This window comes from Methylobacterium sp. AC832 (assembly GCF_979256025.1).
In genome coordinates this window covers 65,026-84,559 of the sequence record NZ_CEEDMV010000004.1, presented here as the reverse complement: position 1 = coordinate 84,559, position 19,534 = coordinate 65,026, and the positions used below count along the sequence as shown (strand labels likewise).

The window sequence follows — 19,534 nt, the reverse complement described above, 5'->3', positions numbered from 1 at the left end:
CCGCCGCCGCGCGGACAGGCCTGAGTGAACCGGACCCGGCGAGGCTCGGTTCGAGACCGCTACTGGGTCTTGTCGCCGGTTTCCGGGGCGGTCCTGTCGGCGGGCGGTTCGGCGGTCGCCACCGCCGTGCGTTCCAGCATCGGCTGAAGGCGGATCGCGAGTTCGCCGCCGAGATGACGGGTATAGGCGGCCTTGAAATAGCGCTGGCCGGTGCCGTTGCCGAAGAGCCGGTCATGGGTACGGATCATCGCATCCACCTCGGGGCGGCAGAGGAAGCCGATGATTCCCGCCGCCTCGTACCAGCGCCCCGCCCGGGCGTGGCGCATGGCGGCCGGGTTGGCCATCACCGTCTCGGCGAAGCAATCCGTGGCGGCGCGCTCCAGCGGCGCCATGGCCGCATGGGCGTGTCCGGGTGTGCGGGGCGCCGCGCTCGCGGCACCCGCCGTCGCGACAAGGGTCAAGAGAGCGCCAAGCAGCCGAGCTTTCATCGCGCACATACCTCGAGGTCGATCGAAATCGATTCGCCCCAAGTATTCATCGAAGACTTGGACAGGAACAGGGCATGATGCGCCCCGAAACCTGCGATGCGAGATTTCGTGAGCCGACTGTGCCCGGCCGATCACAGGGGCCGGATCAGCCCCGCTTCTCGGCGTTCCAGCGGCCGGAGCAGCGGATCGCGCCGTTGCTCGTCCATGTGCCGCTGCCGTAGCCGCCGCGATCCAGCTGGCCGACCACGGTGGCACCGTCCGAACCGCGCATGATCGTCGCCCGCACGGAGCCGTTGCCGGAGACGCGCCCCCGGATGTCGAAATCGCCGCCGGGATAGCTCGCCTCGCCCTTCGCGATCCGGACGCCGTAGCGATAGGCGCGATCGCAGGGGCCGTCCTGGGTGATGACCTCGATGCTCCAGGCGCCGTCGTAGCGGTTGGGCACCGAGACCTTCCGCGTGGCCGCCTCGGTGGTCCCGAGGGACGTCGTGAGGAGGGCGAGGGAGCCGGCGGCAAGAAGGAAGCGTCGCATCGTAGCCTGTTCTGCAAGGACGTGATCGGGGCTGGGAACGTCCCTGATCGCGTATCGGTTGCGGTTCACGCTGTCGTGGCTTCGCCCAAGGCGGCCTGAAGCAGCGTGAGGAGATCACCTCCCGCGTGCAGATAGGCATCGACCCCCGCCGCTTTGAGCCCCTCGGCGAGATCGCCGGGCTTGCCGGCGAGGTACACGGTCGTCGCGCCCGCTTTCTTCAGAGCCTCGGCCGCCGCGACGGCGTGAGTGGCGTAAAGGGCGTCCGACGAGCAGATGCAGGCGATGCGCGCGCCGGATACGGCGAAAGCCCTGGCCAGTGCGTCGCTCTCCGAAAAACCCTCTTCGTTCACCGCCTCGATGCCGCCGGCCGCGAAGGCGTTGGCGGCGAAGGTCGAGCGGGCGTTGAAGACGGCGACCGTCCCGAGATTGGCCAGGAACACCAGGGGGCGCCGCCCCGTCTCGGCGAGATGGGTGTCGGAGGCGTCGCGCAGGGCCTCGTAGGGCTCGGCGAGGCGGAAGGAGGGCAGGGCCTCGCAGGTGGTCGTCCCGGCCCCGTCGAGGGCGAAAGCGGGCGCCACGGCATCGGAGGGTGGCAGGTCGAGGACCGTCACCGGCTTCTCGGCGAGGAAGGGGAACTCGCTCGCCCCTGTGAGGGGCTCGCGGCGCGTGGCGACGTTCTTCGCGCGGGTGGCGCGGGTCTCGCCGATCCGGGCCTGGATCGCGCCGGCCTGCAGGCTGGCGACGATGCCGCCCTCCCGCTCGATTGCCTGGAAGGCGGCCCAGGCCGTGGTGGTGAGCTCCTCGGTGAGCGCCTCGAACCCGCCGGCCCCAGCCGCCGGGTCGGCGACGCGGGCGAGGTTGGATTCCTCGATCAGGACGATCTGGCTGTTGCGGGCGACACGCCGGGCGAAGGCGTCGGCTAGGCCCAGCGAGGCGGTGTAGGGGATGACGGTGACGGAATCGGCGCCGCCGAGCCCGGCCGAGCAGGCGGCCATGCCGGTGCGCAGAATGTTTACGAACGGGTCGTTCCGGTTCATCATCCGCCACGCGGTCTCTGCATGCAGGCGCAGCGGCTTCGGGTCGAGCCCGCAGGCGGCCTCCACCCGCGCCCAGAGGCGGCGCATGGCGCGGAACTTGGCGATGGTCAGGAACTCGTCGGCATCGGCCACGAGGAGGATGGCGACGGCATCCCGGGCGCGGGCGAGGTCGTGCCCGCCGGCCTCCAGCATGCGCAGATAGGCGACGGCCGTGGCGAGGGTGGCGGCGAGTTCCGCCGCCTCGCTGGCTCCGGCTTCGTGATAGGGGCGCCCGTCGGCGAGCATCGCGCGGCCGGTGAAGCCGGCTCCGTCGAACTCCGACAGGAGCGCCGAGACCGCCGCGCCGATCTCAGGGAGCGTCGCGTCGAGGCGGCCGGTGGCGGCGAGCGTCCCGATCGGGTCGAGGCCGAGATCGAGGTCGAGGCTGCCGAGATCCTCGTTGCGGTGCGCGGCCAAAGTCTTGACCAGACGGGCGGCCTCCAGCCCGCGCCCGCCGGCATCGAGCCGCGTCGCGATGAGGGAGAGCATCACGCCCGACAGGGCGGTGTCGAGGGTTGCCACGTCTCCGGCATCGAGGCCGAAGCCGCGCGCCGAGACGGCGCCCGCGAAGACGAGGTTCAGCGCATCGGCGCCGCCTTCGAGATCGGCCATGGCGAGATCGTGGGCGGCCTGCGCGTCCGGGTGGTCCACCCGCTGGGCGATGCGCCAGGGGCCGGGCGCGCGCATGGGCTGCGCCACCGGCGCGGCGGGCTCGTAGAGCGGTTCGATCCGGATGCCGTCCGCCGTCTTCGAGACCAGACGCTTCTCGAAATCGCCGCCCTTGAGCACGCCCTCGACCAGGCCGAGCCACCGCTCGCGCGTGGGCGTGGGGAACAGGTCGGCGAGGGGGCGATTGTCCATCGTCAGGGCCTTGGCGCACGCTTCCGCCGGCCGCGCATGGCCGGACGCTGTCGGCGACAGCCCTCGCACGGCGAGGCTTGCCGGGCAACACGCCGGACTCATCAAAGAAATCAGCGCGGACTCAAAGAAAAACGAAGGTCGGAGCCAAGTTCCTAACCTGCTGCGTCCCGAGCCTGCATCCCGAGCCTGGGCCCCGGGGTCCCGGCACGAGCGCGGGTCCGGAGCCGCGAGGCGGGTTCGTCAGCCGAATAGGATCAACCCCGCGAAGCCGAGCGAGCCGACGATGATGCGCCACCACGCGAACAGCCGGAATCCGTGGGAGGAGACGTAGTCGAGCACGGTACGGACCACGACGAAGGCCGAGAGGAAGGCCACGACGAAGCCGATGACGATGAGCCCGGCATCGTCCTGCGAGAGGTTCTTGTAATTGTCGAGGAGGTCCTTGGCGAAGGCGCCGGCCATGGTCGGGATCGCGAGGTAGAACGAGAACTCGGTGGCCGAGCGCTTGTCCGCCCCCATCAGCATCGCGCCGACGATGGTGGCGCCTGAGCGCGACACGCCGGGGATCATCGCGATGCACTGGAACAGGCCGATCTTGAAATCCATCGGCAGGGTGAAGTCGAAGACGTCGCGCTTCTTCACCTCGAGGTCGGTCTCGTCGAGGACGAGGAGAACGAGGCCGCCGGCCACCAGGGTGGCGCAGACGATCCACGGGTTGAACAGGTAGAACTTGATGGCTTTCGAGAACAGGCCGCCGATGATCGCCGCCGGCAGAAAGGCCAGCAGGATGCCGAGGACGAAGCGCCTCGCGTTCGGATCGCTCGGAAACGCCACGGCGATTCCGAGGAGGCGGCGGAAATAGACGGCCAGGATCGCCAGGATCGCGCCGAGCTGGATCAGCACCTCGAACGTGTTGTTGGGCGATTGGAAGCCGATGAAGTGGCCGACCAGGAGCTGGTGGCCGGTGGAGGAGACCGGAATGAACTCGGTGGCGCCTTCGACGACGGCGAGCACGACCGCCTTCACGATGCTCATGGCATCCATCATGTCTCGCCTCGGTTGTTGTGGGGTGGGAGCGCGGGTCGCTGGACGGTGTCGGCGATCAGAGTTGACGAGCGGTTACCGGAACATGTCCAGCGTGTTAATGAGGCGGCAATGATCGGGCAATAAGTCTCGACTGGCGACCCTCACCCACCGGCGGTCTCGATACGGCGCGTCCCGCGGTTCCATCCCCTTCGAAACGGCCTCTATGGCGACGCTTCACCACTCCCCCTTCTGTCCGCATTCGCGCTTCATCCGTCTCGTGCTCAGCGAGATGGGCATGGAGCCCGCACTCGTGGAAGAGCGGGTCTGGGACCGGCGCGAGGCGTTCCTCCTCATCAATCCGGCTGGGACGACGCCGGTCCTGGTGGAGGAGACCGGGCTCGCCGTGCCGGGGGCCGGCATCATCGCCGAGTATCTGGACGAGACCCGCGGCCTCGGCCTGTCCGGGCGCCGGCTGCTGCCGGAGGCCACCGCCGATCGCGTGGAGGTCCGCCGCCTGCTTGACTGGTTCCTGGTTAAGTTCGATGCCGAGGTGACCGGCTATCTCGTCACCGAGAAGATCTCGAAGCGCTTCATGACCAGCGCCAATGGCGGCGGTCCGCCGGACATGCATGCCATTCGTGCGGCGCGCACCAATGTGCGCTACCATATGAAGTATATCGGCTACCTAATGTCCCGCCGGAAATGGATCGCCGGCGACCATCTGACCTATGCGGATCTCGCGGCCGCGGCCCACCTCTCCTGCGTGGATTATCTCGGCGACGTGCCATGGGACGAGGACGAGACGGCGAGGGACTGGTACGCGCGGCTGAAATCGCGCCCCTCCTTCCGGACGCTGCTGGCGGACCGGGTTCCGGGCATGGCCCCGGCGGATCATTACGCGGACCTGGATTTCTGAACGCCCCTTCGGGCCAGTTCCGGGCAGAGGGCAAGCAGGCGGCCAACCGCCGTGAGCAGCGCAAGATTCTCTCCGGCGATGCCCTGAGGCAGGCGCTCGAGGCCCGCGCCCGGCATCTCGGCTTCGACGCTGTGCGGGTGACGACCCCCGATGCGGTGCCGGCCCTGCGTGAGCGGCTGCCGGCCTGGCTCGCCGCCGGGCATCACGGCGAGATGGAGTGGATGGGGGAGCGCGCCGACCAGCGCGCCGATCCGTCGATCCTGTGGCCGGGCGTTCGCAGCATCGTGATGCTGGGCATGAACTACGGCCCCGAGGCCGATCCGCTTGCGCTGCTGGCCCTCAAGGATCGCGGCGCCATCGCAGCCTATGCCCAGCGCCGCGATTATCACGATGTGGTGAAGGGCAAGCTGAAGGAGCTCGGCGGCTACCTCTCCGCTAAGGGCGACGTGCGGGTGAAGGTCTTCGTCGATACCGCGCCGGTGATGGAGAAGCCGCTCGCCGCCGCGTCGGGCCTCGGCTGGCAGGGCAAGCACACGGTCCTGATCTCGCGCGAGCACGGCAACTGGCTCCTGCTCGGGGCGATCTATACCTCCGCCGATCTCGTGCCGGATTCAGCCGAGTCCGACCATTGCGGCTCCTGTCGGCGCTGCCTCGACATCTGCCCGACCGCCGCGTTCCCCGCCCCGTACCAGCTCGATGCGCGGCGCTGCATCTCCTACCTCACCATCGAGCACGAGGGGCCGATCGCGCCCGAATTCCGCGAGGCCATCGGTAACCGGGTCTTCGGTTGCGACGATTGCCTCGCCGTCTGCCCCTGGAACAAGTTCGCCGCCGCCGCCTCGGAGGCGCGCCTCGGCGCGCGGGCCGACCTCGCCGCGCCTCCCCTCGCCGAACTGGCGCGTCTCGACGATGCGGCCTTCCGGGCGCGGTTCGCCGGAACCCCGGTGAAGCGCACGGGGCGCGACCGCTTCCTGCGCAACGTCCTCATCGCCATCGGCAATTCCGGCGATCCGGCGCTCGCTCGGGAGGCCGAACGCTGTCTCTCCGACCCGTCGCCCCTGGTGCGCGGCATGGCCGTATGGGCGTCGAGCCGCCTCACCGACGCGGCGGCGATGCGCGGCCTTTTCAACAGACACGCCATCGGCGAAACCGATGCCGAGGTCGGCGCCGAATGGCACGCGGCACTCGATCACGCGGGAAACACGACGGCATGAACCTCTTCGTCTTCGGTCTGGGCTTCACGGCGCGCCGCTTCGTCGAGCGCGCGGCAGGGCGGTTCGGCGAGATCCGCGCCACCGTCACCGACCCGGCCCGGCCGGGCGCTGGCCTCGACGGCGTCGCCCTGCGCGGCTTCGGCCCCGAGACGGACGACGCGCGGATCGCGGGCGACCTCGCCGATACGGACGTGCTGCTGGTTTCGGCACCGCCGTCCCGCGACGGCGACACGGTGCTGGCCCGCTACCGGGACGCCATCGCCGGCAGCCGGATCGGCTGGATCGGTTACCTCTCCACGATCGGGATCTACGGCGACCAGCAGGGTGCCTGGATCGACGAGACGACGCCGCCCAACCCCACGAGCGGGCGCTCGCATGGCCGCATCGCCGTGGAGAAGGCCTGGCTCGCCTTCGGGCAGGAGACCGGTAAGGCCGTGCAGGTGTTTCGGCTGTCCGGCATCTACGGGCCGGGCCGCAACCCCATCGTGAAGCTGCGCGAGGGCAAGTCGCAGCGCATCATCAAGCCGGGTCAGGTGTTCAACCGCATCCATGTGGACGACATCGCCACGACCCTGCTCGCCTCCATCGACAGGCCGAGGGCACAGGCGGTCTACAACGTCACCGACGACGAGCCGACGCCGCCGCAAGTGGTGACCGAATACGCCGCCGGCCTCGCCAACCTGCCGCTGCCGCCCGAGATCGATTTCGAGACGGCGGATCTGAGCCCGATGGCGCGCAGCTTCTACGGCGAGAACAAGCGCGTGCGGAACCGCCTGATCCGCGAGGAGCTCGGCGTCGATCTCGCCTATCCGACCTACCGCGAGGGCCTGGCCGCGCTGGTCGCCGATGCCAGGGCGTGACGCTCGAGAACATATCCCATCGCGAGGACGACGCAGATTTCGGTCATTTCCCTCACAGGAGGGAGCCGAATGGCAGCGAAGCGTCTGTTGTCGCGACTGCGTCTTTGCTCAGGCATGGATGATCTACGGCGGAATGAATGATTTCAGTTTATTTTTAATCGGGCCTCGACCGTAGGAATCTCCCTTGCGCGACCGGTTTTTGGATCGGGCTGTAAAAAAATTCGAGGCGGGCTGCTAGGTTTCTTGCGAAGACTTTCTCTATCTGCTGAGGAAGAATTCATCTCGGCTCGAATTCGCGCTGATCTATGGAATTGCGGTATTCATGTCTTGATTCATCGGAGCCGTGTGCGATCCGGTCATCGATCAATTTTGGCCCCATCCTCTGCATACTAACATCGGTTTATAATAAATGTGTCGTATAGGCAAAGTCACGTCTAGTGCATCTATACCGGTAGATTTTTAGATTGTTGTAGAAACTTGCCTTAAAATATGGTGCGGCAATTTGAATGCAAGTCAAGTGCGCTATTTTACGGTCACATTGACTTCTCATTAAGGCGCTCTTCGCATAACGGTGCTTGAAGCATGAGGGGCACCGGCTGATTCTGGCGGTTTTGCGCAAGTATCGCCATCGAATGGAAAGCGGGTCGTGGCGGCACACGGTTCATGGTCGGAGCAAAATGCGTTCAGCCCGCGCGGGCGCGGGCGATTCTCCCATCCGCCTCAGACTTGCATCCGCCTCAGACTTGCATCCGCCTCGGACTCGCCGGTCGATGAGTGAAGCGATGGCGTCGCCGCTGAAGATCGCCGCGTGGCTTCGAACAGTCGCTTGGCGGATGCGACCGTCATCAACCGATGCCCGCCCCGCCATCGGGAATCTGCCCACGGACATGTCTCGCCGGACTCATTTCCCCGGCCGTGCCTTCCGCGACGCGGATGCGGGACGGTCCGGCCCTCGCATCGTCCTGAAGGGCTGGTTGAGATCCGTGCGGGCCTTGCGCGCGAGCGAGGAGAGAAGGCGGCTGGGCGAGGAGCGTCTCGCGCTCGCGCTCGATAGCGGCGTGGAGGGGATCTGGGATTCGAACCTCGCCAACGGGACGATCTGGATGTCCGAACGCTGGTTGGCGCGGCTGGGTTACGCCGTCGATGCCATCGAGGCCCGCCAACCGATGGATCACATCGTCCATGCGGGGGATCGTGAGCGCCTGACCCTCGCCATGGCCGAGCATGTCAGAGGCCTCACCTCCACCTGCGAGTGCGAGCATCGCGTGGTCTGCCGCGACGGCACGTCGTTCTGGGTCCTGACCCGCGGTCGCGTCGTGGAGCGTGACCGCACCGGCCGGGCCCTGCGTGCGGTCGGAACCCAGATCGACATCACCCATCGCCACGAAGCCGAGGCGCGGGCCGAGTATCTGGCCCTGCATGACGACCTGACGGGCCTGCCGAACCGCCGCCTGCTTCGCCACCGTCTCGACCGGGCCGTGATGCGCCCCCGCGAGGGCCGCTCCACCGTCGCGGTCCTCACCTGCGATCTCGATGGCTTCAAGGCGGTCAACGACACGCTGGGCCATAGCGGCGGCGACCGTCTCCTCCGCATCGTCGCCGATCGCCTGCTCGAAGCCGTTGGCTCCGGTGGTACCGTGGCCCGGCTCGGGGGCGACGAATTCGCGCTCGTGCTCGAAGGGCTCGGCGGTCCGCACGAGGCCGATGCGATTGCCCAGCACGTGATCGCGGTTCTCGGCGCACCCATTGAGATCGACGGCATGGTGGTCGAGATCGGTGTCGGCATCGGCGCCGCGATGATGCCGAGTGAGGCCATTACCGTCGACGACCTGCTCCGGCGGGCGGATATCGCGCTCTACGAGGCCAAAACGATCGGGCGCGATACCTATCGGCTGTTCGAGCCCGCCTTGGCCGCGCGCCATTCCTCGCGGCACCTTCTCGCCTTCGACATGAAGGAGGCGATCCGGCGGGGCAACTTCTTCCTCGTCTATCAGCCGGTCATCGACCTCGTGACCGACAGGGTCACGAGCTTCGAGGCTTTGATGCGCTGGCATCACCCCGAGCGGGGGCTCATCTCGCCCGGCGAATTCATTCCGGTGGCCGAAGAGACGGGATTGATCGTGTCGCTCGGCGCCTGGGCCCTGGCGGAGGCGTGCCGCGAGGCGATGACGTGGCCGGACGAGATCCGCGTCGCCGTCAACGTCTCGACGGTGCAGTTCCAGCACGACCTCGAGCGCTCGGTGTCGAGCGCCCTCGACGGGGCGAGCCTGTCGACGGATCGGCTCAAACTCGAAGTGACCGAGAGCGCGCTGATGCGGGACCCGGAGGGCGTCGTGGCGACGTTGCACCGCCTGCGGGCACTGGGCGTCAAGATCGCCCTGGACGATTTCGGCACCGGATACTCGTCGCTGAGCTATCTCCGTCGGTTTCCCTTCGACAAGATCAAGATCGACCGCGCCTTCATCAAGGATATCGCCGAGCCCGACGCGGCGGCCATCGTGCGCGCGGTGGTCGGCCTCGGCGAGCGGCTCGGCATGGGGATCGTGGCCGAGGGCGTCGAGACGACCGAGCAGCTCGAACTCGTCAGGAGCGAGGGCTGCGACGAGGTGCAGGGTTTCCTGTTCAGCCGGCCGCTCCCCGCCAACGAGGTCGCGGCCTATCTGAAATCCCGCCGCGTGAGCGCGGCGGCCTAAGCAGGTTTCGCAGAAGTGTCCCCCGGTTCTGCGATGTAAACCTACCGGGGGGCTCAGGCCGCGCGCTTGTTCGCGGCCGGGCCGAAATGGCCGATATAGCGGGCGGCGATGGCCGAGACCGGCAGGACGACGAACACGTCCGTGGTGCCGAACTGGTGGTCGATCACCGCGCCGTCGCCGAAGGTGGCCCCCACCCGCAGGTAGCCCTTGATCAGTGGCGGCAGGGATTGGAGCGCGGCCTTCGGGTCCACCACCTCGCGCGGCAGTCTGTCCATGGCGACATGGCGACCGGGTAGCGCCCTGGCGCACCAGGGCTCGGGGGCGCGGGCATGGTGGTGGAGGAAGCTGAGCGCGAGGGCGAGCCTGTCCGGGTCGGTCCCCTCCAGGCTGGCGCAGCCCAGCATCGCGTCGATGCGGTGGTGCTGGACATAGGCCCAGATCCCGGCCCAGAGCAGCTCCACCGTGCGCTTGGTCCGGTAGGGTTTGAGCACGCAGGAGCGGCCGAGCTCGAGGAAGCGTTTGCCCGGATGGGCCGCCAGCAGTGGTGCGATGTCGTATTCGCCGGCGGTGTAGAAGCCAAAATTGCGGTCGGCCGCGTCCTGGCGCAGCAGGCGGTAGGTGCCGACTACCTTCGGCCTCGGGCGCCGGAAGGGTTTCGCCTCCGTCGCCGCATGGTCGATCACCAACAGGTGGTCGCAGACCGTGTCGTAATCGTCGATGTCCCGCCGGGACAGCAGCGACATGCCGGAGGCCACCGCCGACATCTCCTGGTAGAATACCTGGTAGCGCAGGCGCTGGGCGCGGCGGATCTCGGAAACGGTAGTGGCGAGGCGGACTTCGAGATCGCCGATGCGGCCGAGGACCGGGTCGAGCCCCGGTGCGGCGAGGGGCTTCTTCAGGCGCGGCTTGAACCGGATCGGCGTCGCACCGGGGGGAACCAGCGCCCTGGCGCCGAAGCCGGGAAGGCCGGCAAATCCCGGAAGGCCCGCGAAACCCGCATGCCCCGCCTCAAGGCGTTTCTGCTTGAACCGGGCGATGGGGGCATGGACATGCGCCTCCCAGCCATTGAGCCACGCCGTGGAGGCATCGCGTGCGAAGTTCGGGACCATCAGTCCATTCCGCTCTGTCGGACCCGCGAGGCCGGCTCCCGATGGAGCGCCGGAGCCTCATATCCGCGAGGTCACATCACCACGAAGCCCGAACGCTTTTATGACAGGCTTTTGCGTGAATCCAGAGACGGTTAGTGTCGCGCCAAAATGGTTCGCCGACGACCCTTCCATGGGTAGCCGCCGAACCTTTCCCATTCTCCTCTTCTCCGGCTCAGGCACCGGGGAAGAGAGGCCAGCCGAACCGGTCTCAGACGAACTGGTTCAGGCCGGGGATCGAACCGACGATCGGCCCCATCACGTCCTCGCCGGCCTTCTCGCGGCCGAAGGCGAAGAGTTCGCGGCCGAGGGGCTGCATCTGCCCCATGGGCACGCCGGCCGCCATCAGCTTCTGGCCGAGGGCCATTACGCCCCCGCCCATCATGCCGCCGAGCATGCCCATCAGGCCGCCGCCGCCCTCGCCCTCGTTGGATTGTGCCGCCGCCGCGTCCGCGCCGGGCATCGCCGCGAAGAGCTGGGCGACCTCGGCGGCCGGGCCTTCCTTCTGCAGGAAGGCGAGTATGTGGCCGATGGCCGTCTGGGCCGTCGCGGCGTCGAGCCCGGTCTTGGTGGTGACGCGGGCAATCAACTCTTCCATGTAACGATGCTCCAACGCATGAGTGTGCGTAGTCCATCTGGTCTGTCCGCGATGAAATCAAGCGCCGGGTGCGGTGCTGCTGGAAAATGCGTCCCCCGGGCGTCATAACCCCAGGGTCGCAGCGCTGGGCGCGACGCGAGGCGGTGGGATCAGGCGACCATGCAGAGCGACGGCACCCTCCTCGTTGGAAAAAGCGGCACCAAGCCGGAAGCCCTCACGCTCAGGCTCGCCAACCGCCACGGCCTCGTGGCCGGGGCCACCGGTACCGGCAAGACGGTGACGCTCCAGGTGCTGGCCGAAGGGTTCTCCAATGCCGGCGTCCCGGTCTTCGCCGCCGACATCAAGGGCGACCTCTCGGGGCTGGCGGCGGCGGGCGAATCGAAACCGGTCTTCGTCAAGCGCGCGGAGGAACTCGGGATCACGTACGAGCCCGACCGTTTCCCCACCGTCTTCTGGGACCTGTTCGGGGCGCAAGGGCACCCGATCCGCTGCACGGTGATCGAGATGGGGCCGCTGCTGCTGGCCCGGCTGCTCGAACTCAACGACACGCAGGAAGGCGTGCTCAACATCGCTTTCCGGGTCGCGGACGACAACCAATGGCCGGTCCTCGACCTGAAGGACCTGCGCGCGCTGCTGCTCTACTGCACCGAGAACCTCAAGGAGATCTCGGGCAAATACGGCAACGTCTCGGCCGCCTCCGTCGGGGCGATCCAGCGGCAATTGCTGATGCTGGAGAACCAGGGCGCCGACCAGTTCTTCGGCGAGCCGGCGCTCGACCTCAACGACTTTATGAAGCGCGACCGCGACGGGCGCGGCATCATAAACATCCTGGCCGCCGACAAGCTGATGCAGCGGCCGCGCCTCTACGCCTCGTTCCTGCTCTGGATGCTGTCGGAACTGTTCGAGCAGCTGCCGGAGGTGGGAGACCTCGACAAGCCCAAGCTGGTCTTCTTTTTCGATGAGGCGCATCTCCTCTTCGACGATGCGCCGAAGGCCCTTCTCGATGCCGTCGAGCAGGTGGTCCGGCTGATCCGCTCCAAGGGCGTCGGCGTCTATTTCGTGACCCAGAACCCCCTCGACCTGCCGGAATCGGTGCTCGGCCAGCTCGGCAACCGGGTCCAGCACGCTTTGCGCGCCTTCACGCCACGCGACCAGCGGGCGGTGAAAGCCGCCGCCGACACGTTCCGGCAGAATCCCGGTTTCGACGTCGCCTCCGCCATCACCGAACTCGCCGTCGGCGAGGCCCTGGTGAGTTTCCTCGAGGCCAAGGGCACGCCCTCGATGGTGGAGCGCGCCCTCATCGCTCCGCCGCAGGGCCGGGTCGGGCCGCTGACACCGGCCGAGCGCGCCGAGTTGATCGCGAAAAGCCCGCTTCGCGGCAAATACGACGAGGCGGTGGACAATGAGAGCGCCTACGAGATCCTCGCCGCTCGCAAGGGGCTGGATTCCGCTCCTGCCGAGGCGGCGCAGCAATCGGAAGGCGGCCTGAGCGGCATGCTCGGCGATCTGCTGGGCGGAGTCCTCGGCTCCAAACCCGCCGCGAAGGGAGGCCGCCGCCCGCCGCAGGGCCTCGCCGAACAGGTCATCGGCAACGCGGCCCGCTCGATGGCGCGGACGGTGGGAACGCAGGTGGGCAACGCGATCCTGCGGAACGTGCTGGGCGGGTTGATGAAGCGGTGACCATTCGGAAAGAGCGGCTCGTTATCCGATGGCCTTGTCGTTGAAGGAAGCACTCGCACGACGGGGCGTACCAAAGGTCGCATCCAGCGCCCGTTCCGGTACCCCCATTCGTCTGCGGCTGCGCATGAACGCTGAGATCGACCGGCCGGTCGATGTAGCGCGCCTCCTGGTCTCGCAGGGCGTGTCCCTCAAGCGGGCACATGCGTTCCTTCAGCGGATCGCCGCGGGCGATACGGTCGCCGCTCAGATGCGGAGCGAGGATGCCGGCGCTCTTGTGGCGCGATTCTCCGAACTCGGAATCCAGGCCGTCGAGTTGCGAATTCCGGAGGTCAGTCCCAAAGAGATCCGGACGCGGATGAACCTGTCCCAGGCGGATTTCGCGACGGCATTCGGATTCGAGCTCGATACGGTGCAGAACTGGGACCAGGGCCGCAACCGGCCGGACGCCTCCGCGCGCATCCTGCTCGCCACCATCGCGCGCCATCCCTCCATCGTGGAAGCCGTGCTCGCGGAACGGGACGACATCGGATTCAAGCTGGGGTGAGCGGCGCTCCGGCATCGTCGCATTGACAAATCACCCCCTCCACGCTTATCCACCGACGCTCGCGCGGCTTCCTCGACGAAGTCCGCGCGTTTCGCGTTCGCAGCATCGCTCGATCGGTGTCGCGGATGACCTGAACAAGAAGACGGTCCAGGCTCGCTAGGCTGGAGGCCGGCAGAGAACACGAAGAGAGAACGATGTTCGCAGTCATCAAGACGGGCGGCAAGCAGTATCGCGTTGCCGCCAACGACACCATCACGATCGCCACCGTCGAGGGCGAGCCCGGTTCCGCCGTGACCTTCGGCGAGGTCCTGCTGTTCACGGACGGCGCGGGCGCCACCCAGGTCGGCGCTCCGCTCCTGTCGGGCATCAGCGTCGCCGGCGAGATCGTCAGCCACGGCCGCGACGCCAAGGTCATCGCCTTCAAGAAGCGCCGCCGTCAGAACTCGCGCCGCAAGCGCGGTCATCGCCAGCACCACACCGTGGTGCGCATCACCGGCATCAGCGCCTGACGTTCTGATCGAGACATTTCGGAGTTTAAGCCACCATGGCCCATAAAAAAGCAGGCGGTTCGTCCCGCAACGGCCGCGATTCGGCCGGCCAGCGCCTCGGCGTGAAGAAGTTCGGTGCCGAAGCCGTCATCGCCGGCAACATCATCGTCCGTCAGCGCGGCACCAAGTTCCACCCCGGCGTCAATGTCGGCATCGGCACGGACCACACCCTCTTCGCCAAGGCGGATGGCCGCGTGCTGTTCCTGACGAAGCGCGGCCGCGCCTTCGTCACCGTCGTGCCGCATCAGGAAGCCGCGGAGTAATCCACGGTCTCCCACGGCGGAGCGGCGTGCCTTCCTAGGCAGGCCGCGCGACGATCGTCCGACAGCGAAGGGAGGATGGCGCGCCATCCTCCCTTTCGTCGTCTCGACGATCGGTCCCGCCCGGAGGTGTGGCGTTCGGGAGCGGACCCGCGATGACGAAGGGTAGTCTCGGTCTCGCGGGGCTCGCCGTGGTCGGTTCGGTCGTCCTCGCCCTCTTCGTTCTGGGTGAGGGGCGCGAACCGCCCGCACCCTCTGTCGCGGAGGTGCCCCGACCGGTGCCAGGGCCGTCGCGCAAGAGTCCGACGCTCTATTGCGAATTCTACAATTTCGTCGGGCGAAGCCCCAAGGTCGGCTTCGCCTTCGCGATTTCCGATCAGAACGAGCGGCCGGTTTTCGCCCAGGTGAGCCAGTTCGAGATGGACGGTAGCCGGGCCGATTTCGGTGAGGGCGTGCCGCGCCCGATCTGGGCTTTCGACGATGCGCAGGTGCCGGCGACGCTCACGTCTCCGGATGGCGCCATCGTCATCAATCTCTACGCCTACGACCGGACGAAGTCGGGTGGGGCGTGGTTCGAGGCGGGCCTGCGCAGCGTGCAGTACCTGAACCTCGACGGGAAGTGCCGTCAGGGCGCAGCCTGAACCCGAACCCGCATGTGATTCGCGTAAGGTCCGGCCCCAGATGGGGGGCAGGGCACAAGCGAACCCAAGACAGAGACGAGAACACCCGTGAAATTCCTCGACGAAGCCAAGGTCTATGTCCGCTCCGGTGACGGCGGCGCCGGCTGCGTCGCGTTCCGGCGCGAGAAGTTCATCGAGTTCGGCGGCCCCAACGGCGGCGATGGCGGCCGTGGCGGCGATGTCTGGGTCGAGTGCGTCGACGGCCTCAACACGCTGATCGACTATCGCTACCAGCAGCATTTCAAGGCCAAGAAGGGCGAGCACGGCATGGGCTCGAACCGCCACGGTGCCAATGGGGCGGATGTGGTGCTGAAGGTGCCCGCCGGAACCGAGATCATCGCCGAGGATGGCGAGACCCTGATCGCCGACATGACCCATATCGGGCAGCGCGTGCGCCTGGCCAAGGGCGGCAATGGCGGCTTCGGCAACGCCTATTTCACCACCTCTACGAACCGCGCGCCCAAACACGCCAATCCGGGCCTCGAAGGCCATGAGCAGTGGATCTGGTTGCGCCTGAAACTCATCGCCGATGCCGGCCTCGTCGGCCTGCCCAATGCCGGCAAGTCGACCTTCCTCGCGACGGTGACGGCGGCCAGACCCAAGATCGCCGATTATCCCTTCACCACCCTGCATCCGGGCCTCGGCGTGGTCCGCTCCGACGAGCGTGAATTCGTGCTCGCCGACATTCCCGGCCTGATCGAGGGCGCGCATGACGGCGTCGGCCTCGGCGACAAGTTCCTCGCCCATGTGGAACGCTGCCGTGTGCTGCTCCACCTCGTGGAGGCCACGAGCGAGCATGCCGGCAAGACCTACAAGCTCGTCCGCAAGGAGCTTGAAGCCTATGGCAACGGGCTCGCCGACAAGCACGAGATCGTCGCCCTGTCGAAGTCCGATGCCGTCGATCCCGACACCCTGAAAGAGCAGGTCGCGCGCCTGAAGCGGGCCTCCAAGGCGAAGCCGCTGATCCTGTCCTCGGCCACCGGCCTCGGTGTGCAGGACGCTCTGCGCGCGATCACCCGCGAGATGATGGAAGCCAAGGCCGCCGAGGCCGAGGCACGGCCGGCTGAGGCTTGGCAGCCTTGATGACGGATGGGATGGTCTGAGCTAGATTTCATGACCAGCCGTGGACGAAGAGGCCGGGATGACGGAAGCGTTGATCGTCGAGAATGACGAAGCCTATGCCCTGGCCCGCGAACTTGCCGAACGTCGCGGCGTGAGCCTCGAGGAGGCGGTCGTGGCTTCCCTCCGTTCGTCGCTCTACGAGCCGAAGCCAGCGCGGACACGGCAGGCGCATGGCACCGACATGCAGACTGGGTCGCTCAACGATCTGACACCCGGTCAAAGGGCGGATTACGAATCCCTGCGTGCGCTCGCACGACGGAGTGCGGCAAGCCAATTTGCGGGCTCCACGTCGGATCATGGCGATATGTACGGTGAGGACGGGCTCCCGATTTGATCGTGCTCGATACGTCGGCGGTCGTCGCGATCGCCTTGTGCGAGCCTGAAGAGGAGGCGTTCTCCTATCTCATCGCTACACGGTACGCCCTGATCGGCGCGCCGACGCTCGTCGAAATCCGCATGGTCCTCGAATCCCGGCTACAGGATGCGTCGACCTTTGTGGCGGATTTCCTGAACCGGCCTTCGGTTCGGGTCGTGGCCTTCGATGAGGAGATGTTCGGCATCGCATCCGCGGCCTTCGTTCGCTTCGGTAGGAGCAGGGGACATCCCGCAAAACTGAACTTCGGCGATTGTCTCGCCTACGCCGTGGCCAAGACCCATGCGCTGCCGCTGCTGTTCAAGGGGCAGGACTTCGTTCACACGGATATCGCGTTCGCCTACACCCCCGTGCCATGACCTCTTCTGCCCAAACCGCCTTGTCCCAGATCCCCGTCCTTCAGGATTTTCGCCGCGTCGTCATCAAGGTCGGCTCGGCGCTTCTCGTCGACCGCGCGCGCGGTCGCCTGCGCCATGCCTGGCTCGCGGCTCTCGCCGAGGACATCGCCGATCTGCATGCGCGGGGCGTGGATGTCCTCGTGGTTTCTTCGGGCGCCATCGCTCTGGGGCGGACGGTGCTCGGCTACGCGCCAGGCACGCTCCGGCTGGAGGAGAGCCAGGCCGCCGCCGCCGTGGGGCAGATCGCCCTGGCGCGCTACTGGGCTGAGGCGCTCGGCCATCACGGCATTGCGGCCGGCCAGATCCTGGTGACGCCGCAGGACACCGAGGAGCGCCGCCGCTACCTCAATGCCCGCGCCACGGTGCTCAAGCTCCTCGAAGTCCGCGCCGTGCCGGTGGTCAACGAGAACGACACGGTCGCGACCAGCGAGATCCGCTACGGCGACAACGACCGTCTCGCCGCCCGCGTCGCCACCATGATCGGGGCAGACGTCCTGGTGCTGTTCTCCGATATCGACGGGCTCTACACGGCGCCCCCCGCCAGCGACCCGAACGCGCGCCATCTGCCCCTCATCGAGCGGATCACGCCCGAGATCGAGGCCATGGCGGGCGGGCCGGCCTCGGAATTGTCCCGCGGCGGCATGCGCACCAAGGTCGAGGCGGGCAAGATCGCCGCCAGCGGCGGCACCCACATGGTCATCGCCGACGGACGCGAGAAGAACCCCCTTCGCACCATCCTGCAGGGCGGGCGATGCACCTGGTTCCTGTCCGGCTCGAACCCCGTCGCCGCCCGCAAGGCCTGGATCGCCGGATCATTGGAGCCGCGCGGCGTCCTCGTGGTCGATGCCGGGGCGGCCCGTGCCTTGCAAGGCGGCGCGAGCCTTCTGCCGGTCGGCGTCACCGGATTGTCGGGCAGCTTCGGGCGCGGGGACGCGGTGATCATCCGGGACGTGCAGGGACGCACCCTGGGGCGTGGCCTCGTGGCCTACGATAGTGCACAGGCTGCGCAGATCATCGGTCGCCCGAGTCGGGAGATCGCGGAATTGCTTACTCATCCCGGTCGTTCTGAAATGGTGCATCGCGATGACCTCGCAATGGTCGGGGAATAGGCTCGAATATTGAGCAATGTGCTTGTTTTGCTGCCTTAACGCGTGGCATGAGGGCACAGTCAACATGCCGCCATCGCCTTGAACGGTGAGCTGCGAGGAAACAGACCGTGCCCGTTCTGAATCTGAGATCCGATTTCGCCGCCGCTCCCGATCTTACCGAGCAGATGCAGGAGATCGGCCACCGGGCCCGTGCGGCCGCCCGCAAGATCGCCCAGGCTTCGGCTCAGGCGAAGGACGTCGCCCTTCGCCAGGTGGCCGAGTGCCTGAGGGCGAGCCGGGACGCGATCCTCGCCGAGAACGCCCGCGATGTCGCCGCCGCCACGGCGAGCGGCCAGACCCAGGCGTTGATCGACCGCCTCACCCTCGACGAAGGCCGTCTCGCCGCCATGGCCGATGCGGTGGCCAAGATCGGCGCGCTGCCCGATCCCGTCGGTCGCCAGCTCGCGGCGTTCGAGCGCCCGAACGGGTTGCTGATCGAGCGGATCGCCGTGCCGCTCGGCGTCGTCGGCGTCATCTTCGAGAGTCGCCCCAACGTCACCGCCGATGCGGGTGCCCTCTGCCTCAAGGCCGGCAACGCCGCGATCCTTCGCGCCGGGTCGGACAGCCACCGCACCGCCATGGCCATCGCGCGTGCCATGCGCGAGGGGCTGGAAGCCGCCGGCCTGCCCGCGGATGCGGTGCAGATCGTCCCCACCCGCGACCGCGCGGCGGTGGGCGCCATGCTGTCGGGCCTCGACGGCTGCATCGACGTCATCGTGCCCCGGGGCGGGCGCGGCCTCGTGGAGCGGGTCCAGGCCGAGGCCAAGGTGCCGGTCTTCGCCCATCTCGACGGTATCTGCCACGTCTACGTGGCCGCCGGCGCGGATCTCGACATGGCGCGCACGCTGGTGATCAACAGCAAGATGCGCCGCACCGGCATCTGTGGCGCCGCCGAGACCCTGCTCGTCGATGCCGCCGTGGCGGAGACCCACCTCGCCCCCCTGGTCAAGGCGCTGATCGAGGCCGGCTGCAGCGTCCGCGGCGATGCGGCGACGCAGGCGGTGGATGCACGGGTCACCGCCGCCACCGAGATCGACTGGCGCACCGAGTATCTCGACGCCATCATCGCCGTGAAGGTGGTGGACGGGCTCGACGCGGCGATCGCCCATATCGAGGCCAACGGCTCGCACCATACCGACGCCATCGTCACGGCCGACGCCGCCGAGGCGGCGCGCTTCCTGGCGGAGGTCGATTCGGCCATCGTCACCCACAATGCCTCGACGCAATTCGCCGATGGCGGCGAGTTCGGGTTCGGCGCCGAGATCGGCATCGCCACCGGGCGCATGCATGCGCGAGGCCCCGTGGGCGTGGAGCAGCTGACGACCTTCAAGTACCGGGTCCACGGCCGTGGGCAGACCCGTCCCTGATGCGG

General features: G+C 67.6%; 20 protein-coding genes. 14 read left to right on the top strand and 6 right to left on the bottom strand.

All coding sequences use genetic code 11. The annotated features are described in order from the left end of the window. Positions 1–59: 59 nt before the first annotated feature. The 4 genes from AC0IXR_RS15145 to AC0IXR_RS15130 form a co-directional block, all read right to left on the bottom strand. On the bottom strand, positions 60–488 hold the full coding sequence (locus AC0IXR_RS15145) for a hypothetical protein (protein WP_471761342.1): 429 nt from the start codon (positions 486–488) through the stop codon (positions 60–62). Positions 489–633: 145 nt separating this feature from the next. Then, entirely contained in the window at positions 634–1,020 is a 387-nt protein-coding gene (locus AC0IXR_RS15140; protein ID WP_056422356.1) for a hypothetical protein, read from the bottom strand. A gap of 65 nt (positions 1,021–1,085) precedes the next feature. Then, the gene (locus AC0IXR_RS15135) at positions 1,086–2,957 is read right to left on the bottom strand and encodes a methylmalonyl-CoA mutase family protein (RefSeq protein ID WP_471761341.1); all 1,872 of its coding nucleotides are present in this window, start codon (positions 2,955–2,957) and stop codon (positions 1,086–1,088) included. A 240-nt stretch (positions 2,958–3,197) separates the two neighbouring features. Beyond that, complete coding sequence (locus AC0IXR_RS15130; RefSeq protein ID WP_056423249.1) at positions 3,198–4,001, bottom strand: undecaprenyl-diphosphate phosphatase; 804 nt, start codon at positions 3,999–4,001, stop codon at positions 3,198–3,200. Between the two features lie 205 nt (positions 4,002–4,206). On the opposite strand from AC0IXR_RS15130, the gene AC0IXR_RS15125 reads away from it, so the two are divergent. From AC0IXR_RS15125 to AC0IXR_RS15110, 4 genes are all read left to right on the top strand, one after another. After that, entirely contained in the window at positions 4,207–4,899 is a 693-nt protein-coding gene (locus AC0IXR_RS15125) for a glutathione S-transferase family protein (protein WP_018041671.1), read from the top strand. 137 nt (positions 4,900–5,036) lie between these two features. Then, positions 5,037–6,113 carry a tRNA epoxyqueuosine(34) reductase QueG gene (gene queG / locus AC0IXR_RS15120; RefSeq protein ID WP_471761579.1) on the top strand — a complete coding sequence of 359 codons (1,077 nt, stop codon included), beginning with the start codon at positions 5,037–5,039 and terminating at the stop codon, positions 6,111–6,113. Continuing rightward, complete coding sequence (locus tag AC0IXR_RS15115) at positions 6,110–6,973, top strand: SDR family oxidoreductase (RefSeq protein ID WP_461228632.1); 864 nt, start codon at positions 6,110–6,112, stop codon at positions 6,971–6,973. Before queG ends, AC0IXR_RS15115 begins: the two co-directional genes overlap by 4 nt. An 887-nt stretch (positions 6,974–7,860) precedes the next feature. After that, complete coding sequence (locus AC0IXR_RS15110) at positions 7,861–9,666, top strand: putative bifunctional diguanylate cyclase/phosphodiesterase (protein ID WP_471761340.1); 1,806 nt, start codon at positions 7,861–7,863, stop codon at positions 9,664–9,666. A 53-nt stretch (positions 9,667–9,719) separates the two neighbouring features. Here the strand turns inward: AC0IXR_RS15110 and olsB are convergent, their stop codons facing one another. Next, on the bottom strand, positions 9,720–10,775 hold the full coding sequence (gene olsB / locus AC0IXR_RS15105; RefSeq protein ID WP_471761339.1) for a l-ornithine N(alpha)-acyltransferase: 1,056 nt from the start codon (positions 10,773–10,775) through the stop codon (positions 9,720–9,722). A gap of 247 nt (positions 10,776–11,022) precedes the next feature. Further along, a complete protein-coding gene (locus AC0IXR_RS15100; RefSeq protein ID WP_471761338.1) occupies positions 11,023–11,409 on the bottom strand; it encodes a DUF2267 domain-containing protein in 387 nt (128 codons plus the stop codon). Positions 11,410–11,568: 159 nt separating this feature from the next. Here AC0IXR_RS15100 and AC0IXR_RS15095 point away from each other — a divergent pair, with 159 nt between their 5' ends. From AC0IXR_RS15095 to AC0IXR_RS15050, 10 genes are all read left to right on the top strand, one after another. Further along, complete coding sequence (locus AC0IXR_RS15095) at positions 11,569–13,089, top strand: helicase HerA-like domain-containing protein (RefSeq protein ID WP_471761337.1); 1,521 nt, start codon at positions 11,569–11,571, stop codon at positions 13,087–13,089. A gap of 124 nt (positions 13,090–13,213) precedes the next feature. Continuing rightward, positions 13,214–13,633 (top strand): helix-turn-helix domain-containing protein, encoded by a 420-nt coding sequence (locus AC0IXR_RS15090; protein WP_471761336.1) that lies wholly within the window; start codon positions 13,214–13,216, stop codon positions 13,631–13,633. Between the two features lie 194 nt (positions 13,634–13,827). Further along, positions 13,828–14,142, top strand: a complete 315-nt coding sequence (gene rplU, locus AC0IXR_RS15085) for a 50S ribosomal protein L21 (RefSeq protein WP_056422333.1) — start codon at positions 13,828–13,830, stop codon at positions 14,140–14,142. 35 nt (positions 14,143–14,177) lie between these two features. After that, positions 14,178–14,444 (top strand): 50S ribosomal protein L27, encoded by a 267-nt coding sequence (gene rpmA / locus AC0IXR_RS15080; RefSeq protein WP_056422330.1) that lies wholly within the window; start codon positions 14,178–14,180, stop codon positions 14,442–14,444. Positions 14,445–14,596: 152 nt separating this feature from the next. Beyond that, positions 14,597–15,082: a hypothetical protein gene (locus AC0IXR_RS15075; protein ID WP_471761335.1), complete on the top strand. Its 486-nt coding sequence runs from the start codon at positions 14,597–14,599 to the stop codon at positions 15,080–15,082. A gap of 87 nt (positions 15,083–15,169) precedes the next feature. Next, entirely contained in the window at positions 15,170–16,204 is a 1,035-nt protein-coding gene (gene obgE / locus AC0IXR_RS15070) for a GTPase ObgE (protein ID WP_056422324.1), read from the top strand. Between the two features lie 58 nt (positions 16,205–16,262). Continuing rightward, the gene (locus AC0IXR_RS15065; RefSeq protein WP_419953069.1) at positions 16,263–16,577 is read left to right on the top strand and encodes a type II toxin-antitoxin system VapB family antitoxin; all 315 of its coding nucleotides are present in this window, start codon (positions 16,263–16,265) and stop codon (positions 16,575–16,577) included. Positions 16,578–16,579: 2 nt separating this feature from the next. Then, complete coding sequence (locus AC0IXR_RS15060; RefSeq protein WP_471761334.1) at positions 16,580–16,975, top strand: type II toxin-antitoxin system VapC family toxin; 396 nt, start codon at positions 16,580–16,582, stop codon at positions 16,973–16,975. Next, positions 16,972–18,123 carry a glutamate 5-kinase gene (gene proB, locus AC0IXR_RS15055; protein ID WP_419953068.1) on the top strand — a complete coding sequence of 384 codons (1,152 nt, stop codon included), beginning with the start codon at positions 16,972–16,974 and terminating at the stop codon, positions 18,121–18,123. The genes AC0IXR_RS15060 and proB overlap by 4 nt, the downstream gene beginning before the upstream one ends. A gap of 107 nt (positions 18,124–18,230) precedes the next feature. Continuing rightward, positions 18,231–19,529, top strand: coding sequence for a glutamate-5-semialdehyde dehydrogenase (locus AC0IXR_RS15050; RefSeq protein WP_471761333.1), 1,299 nt, complete (start codon positions 18,231–18,233; stop codon positions 19,527–19,529). Positions 19,530–19,534 lie beyond the last annotated feature (5 nt).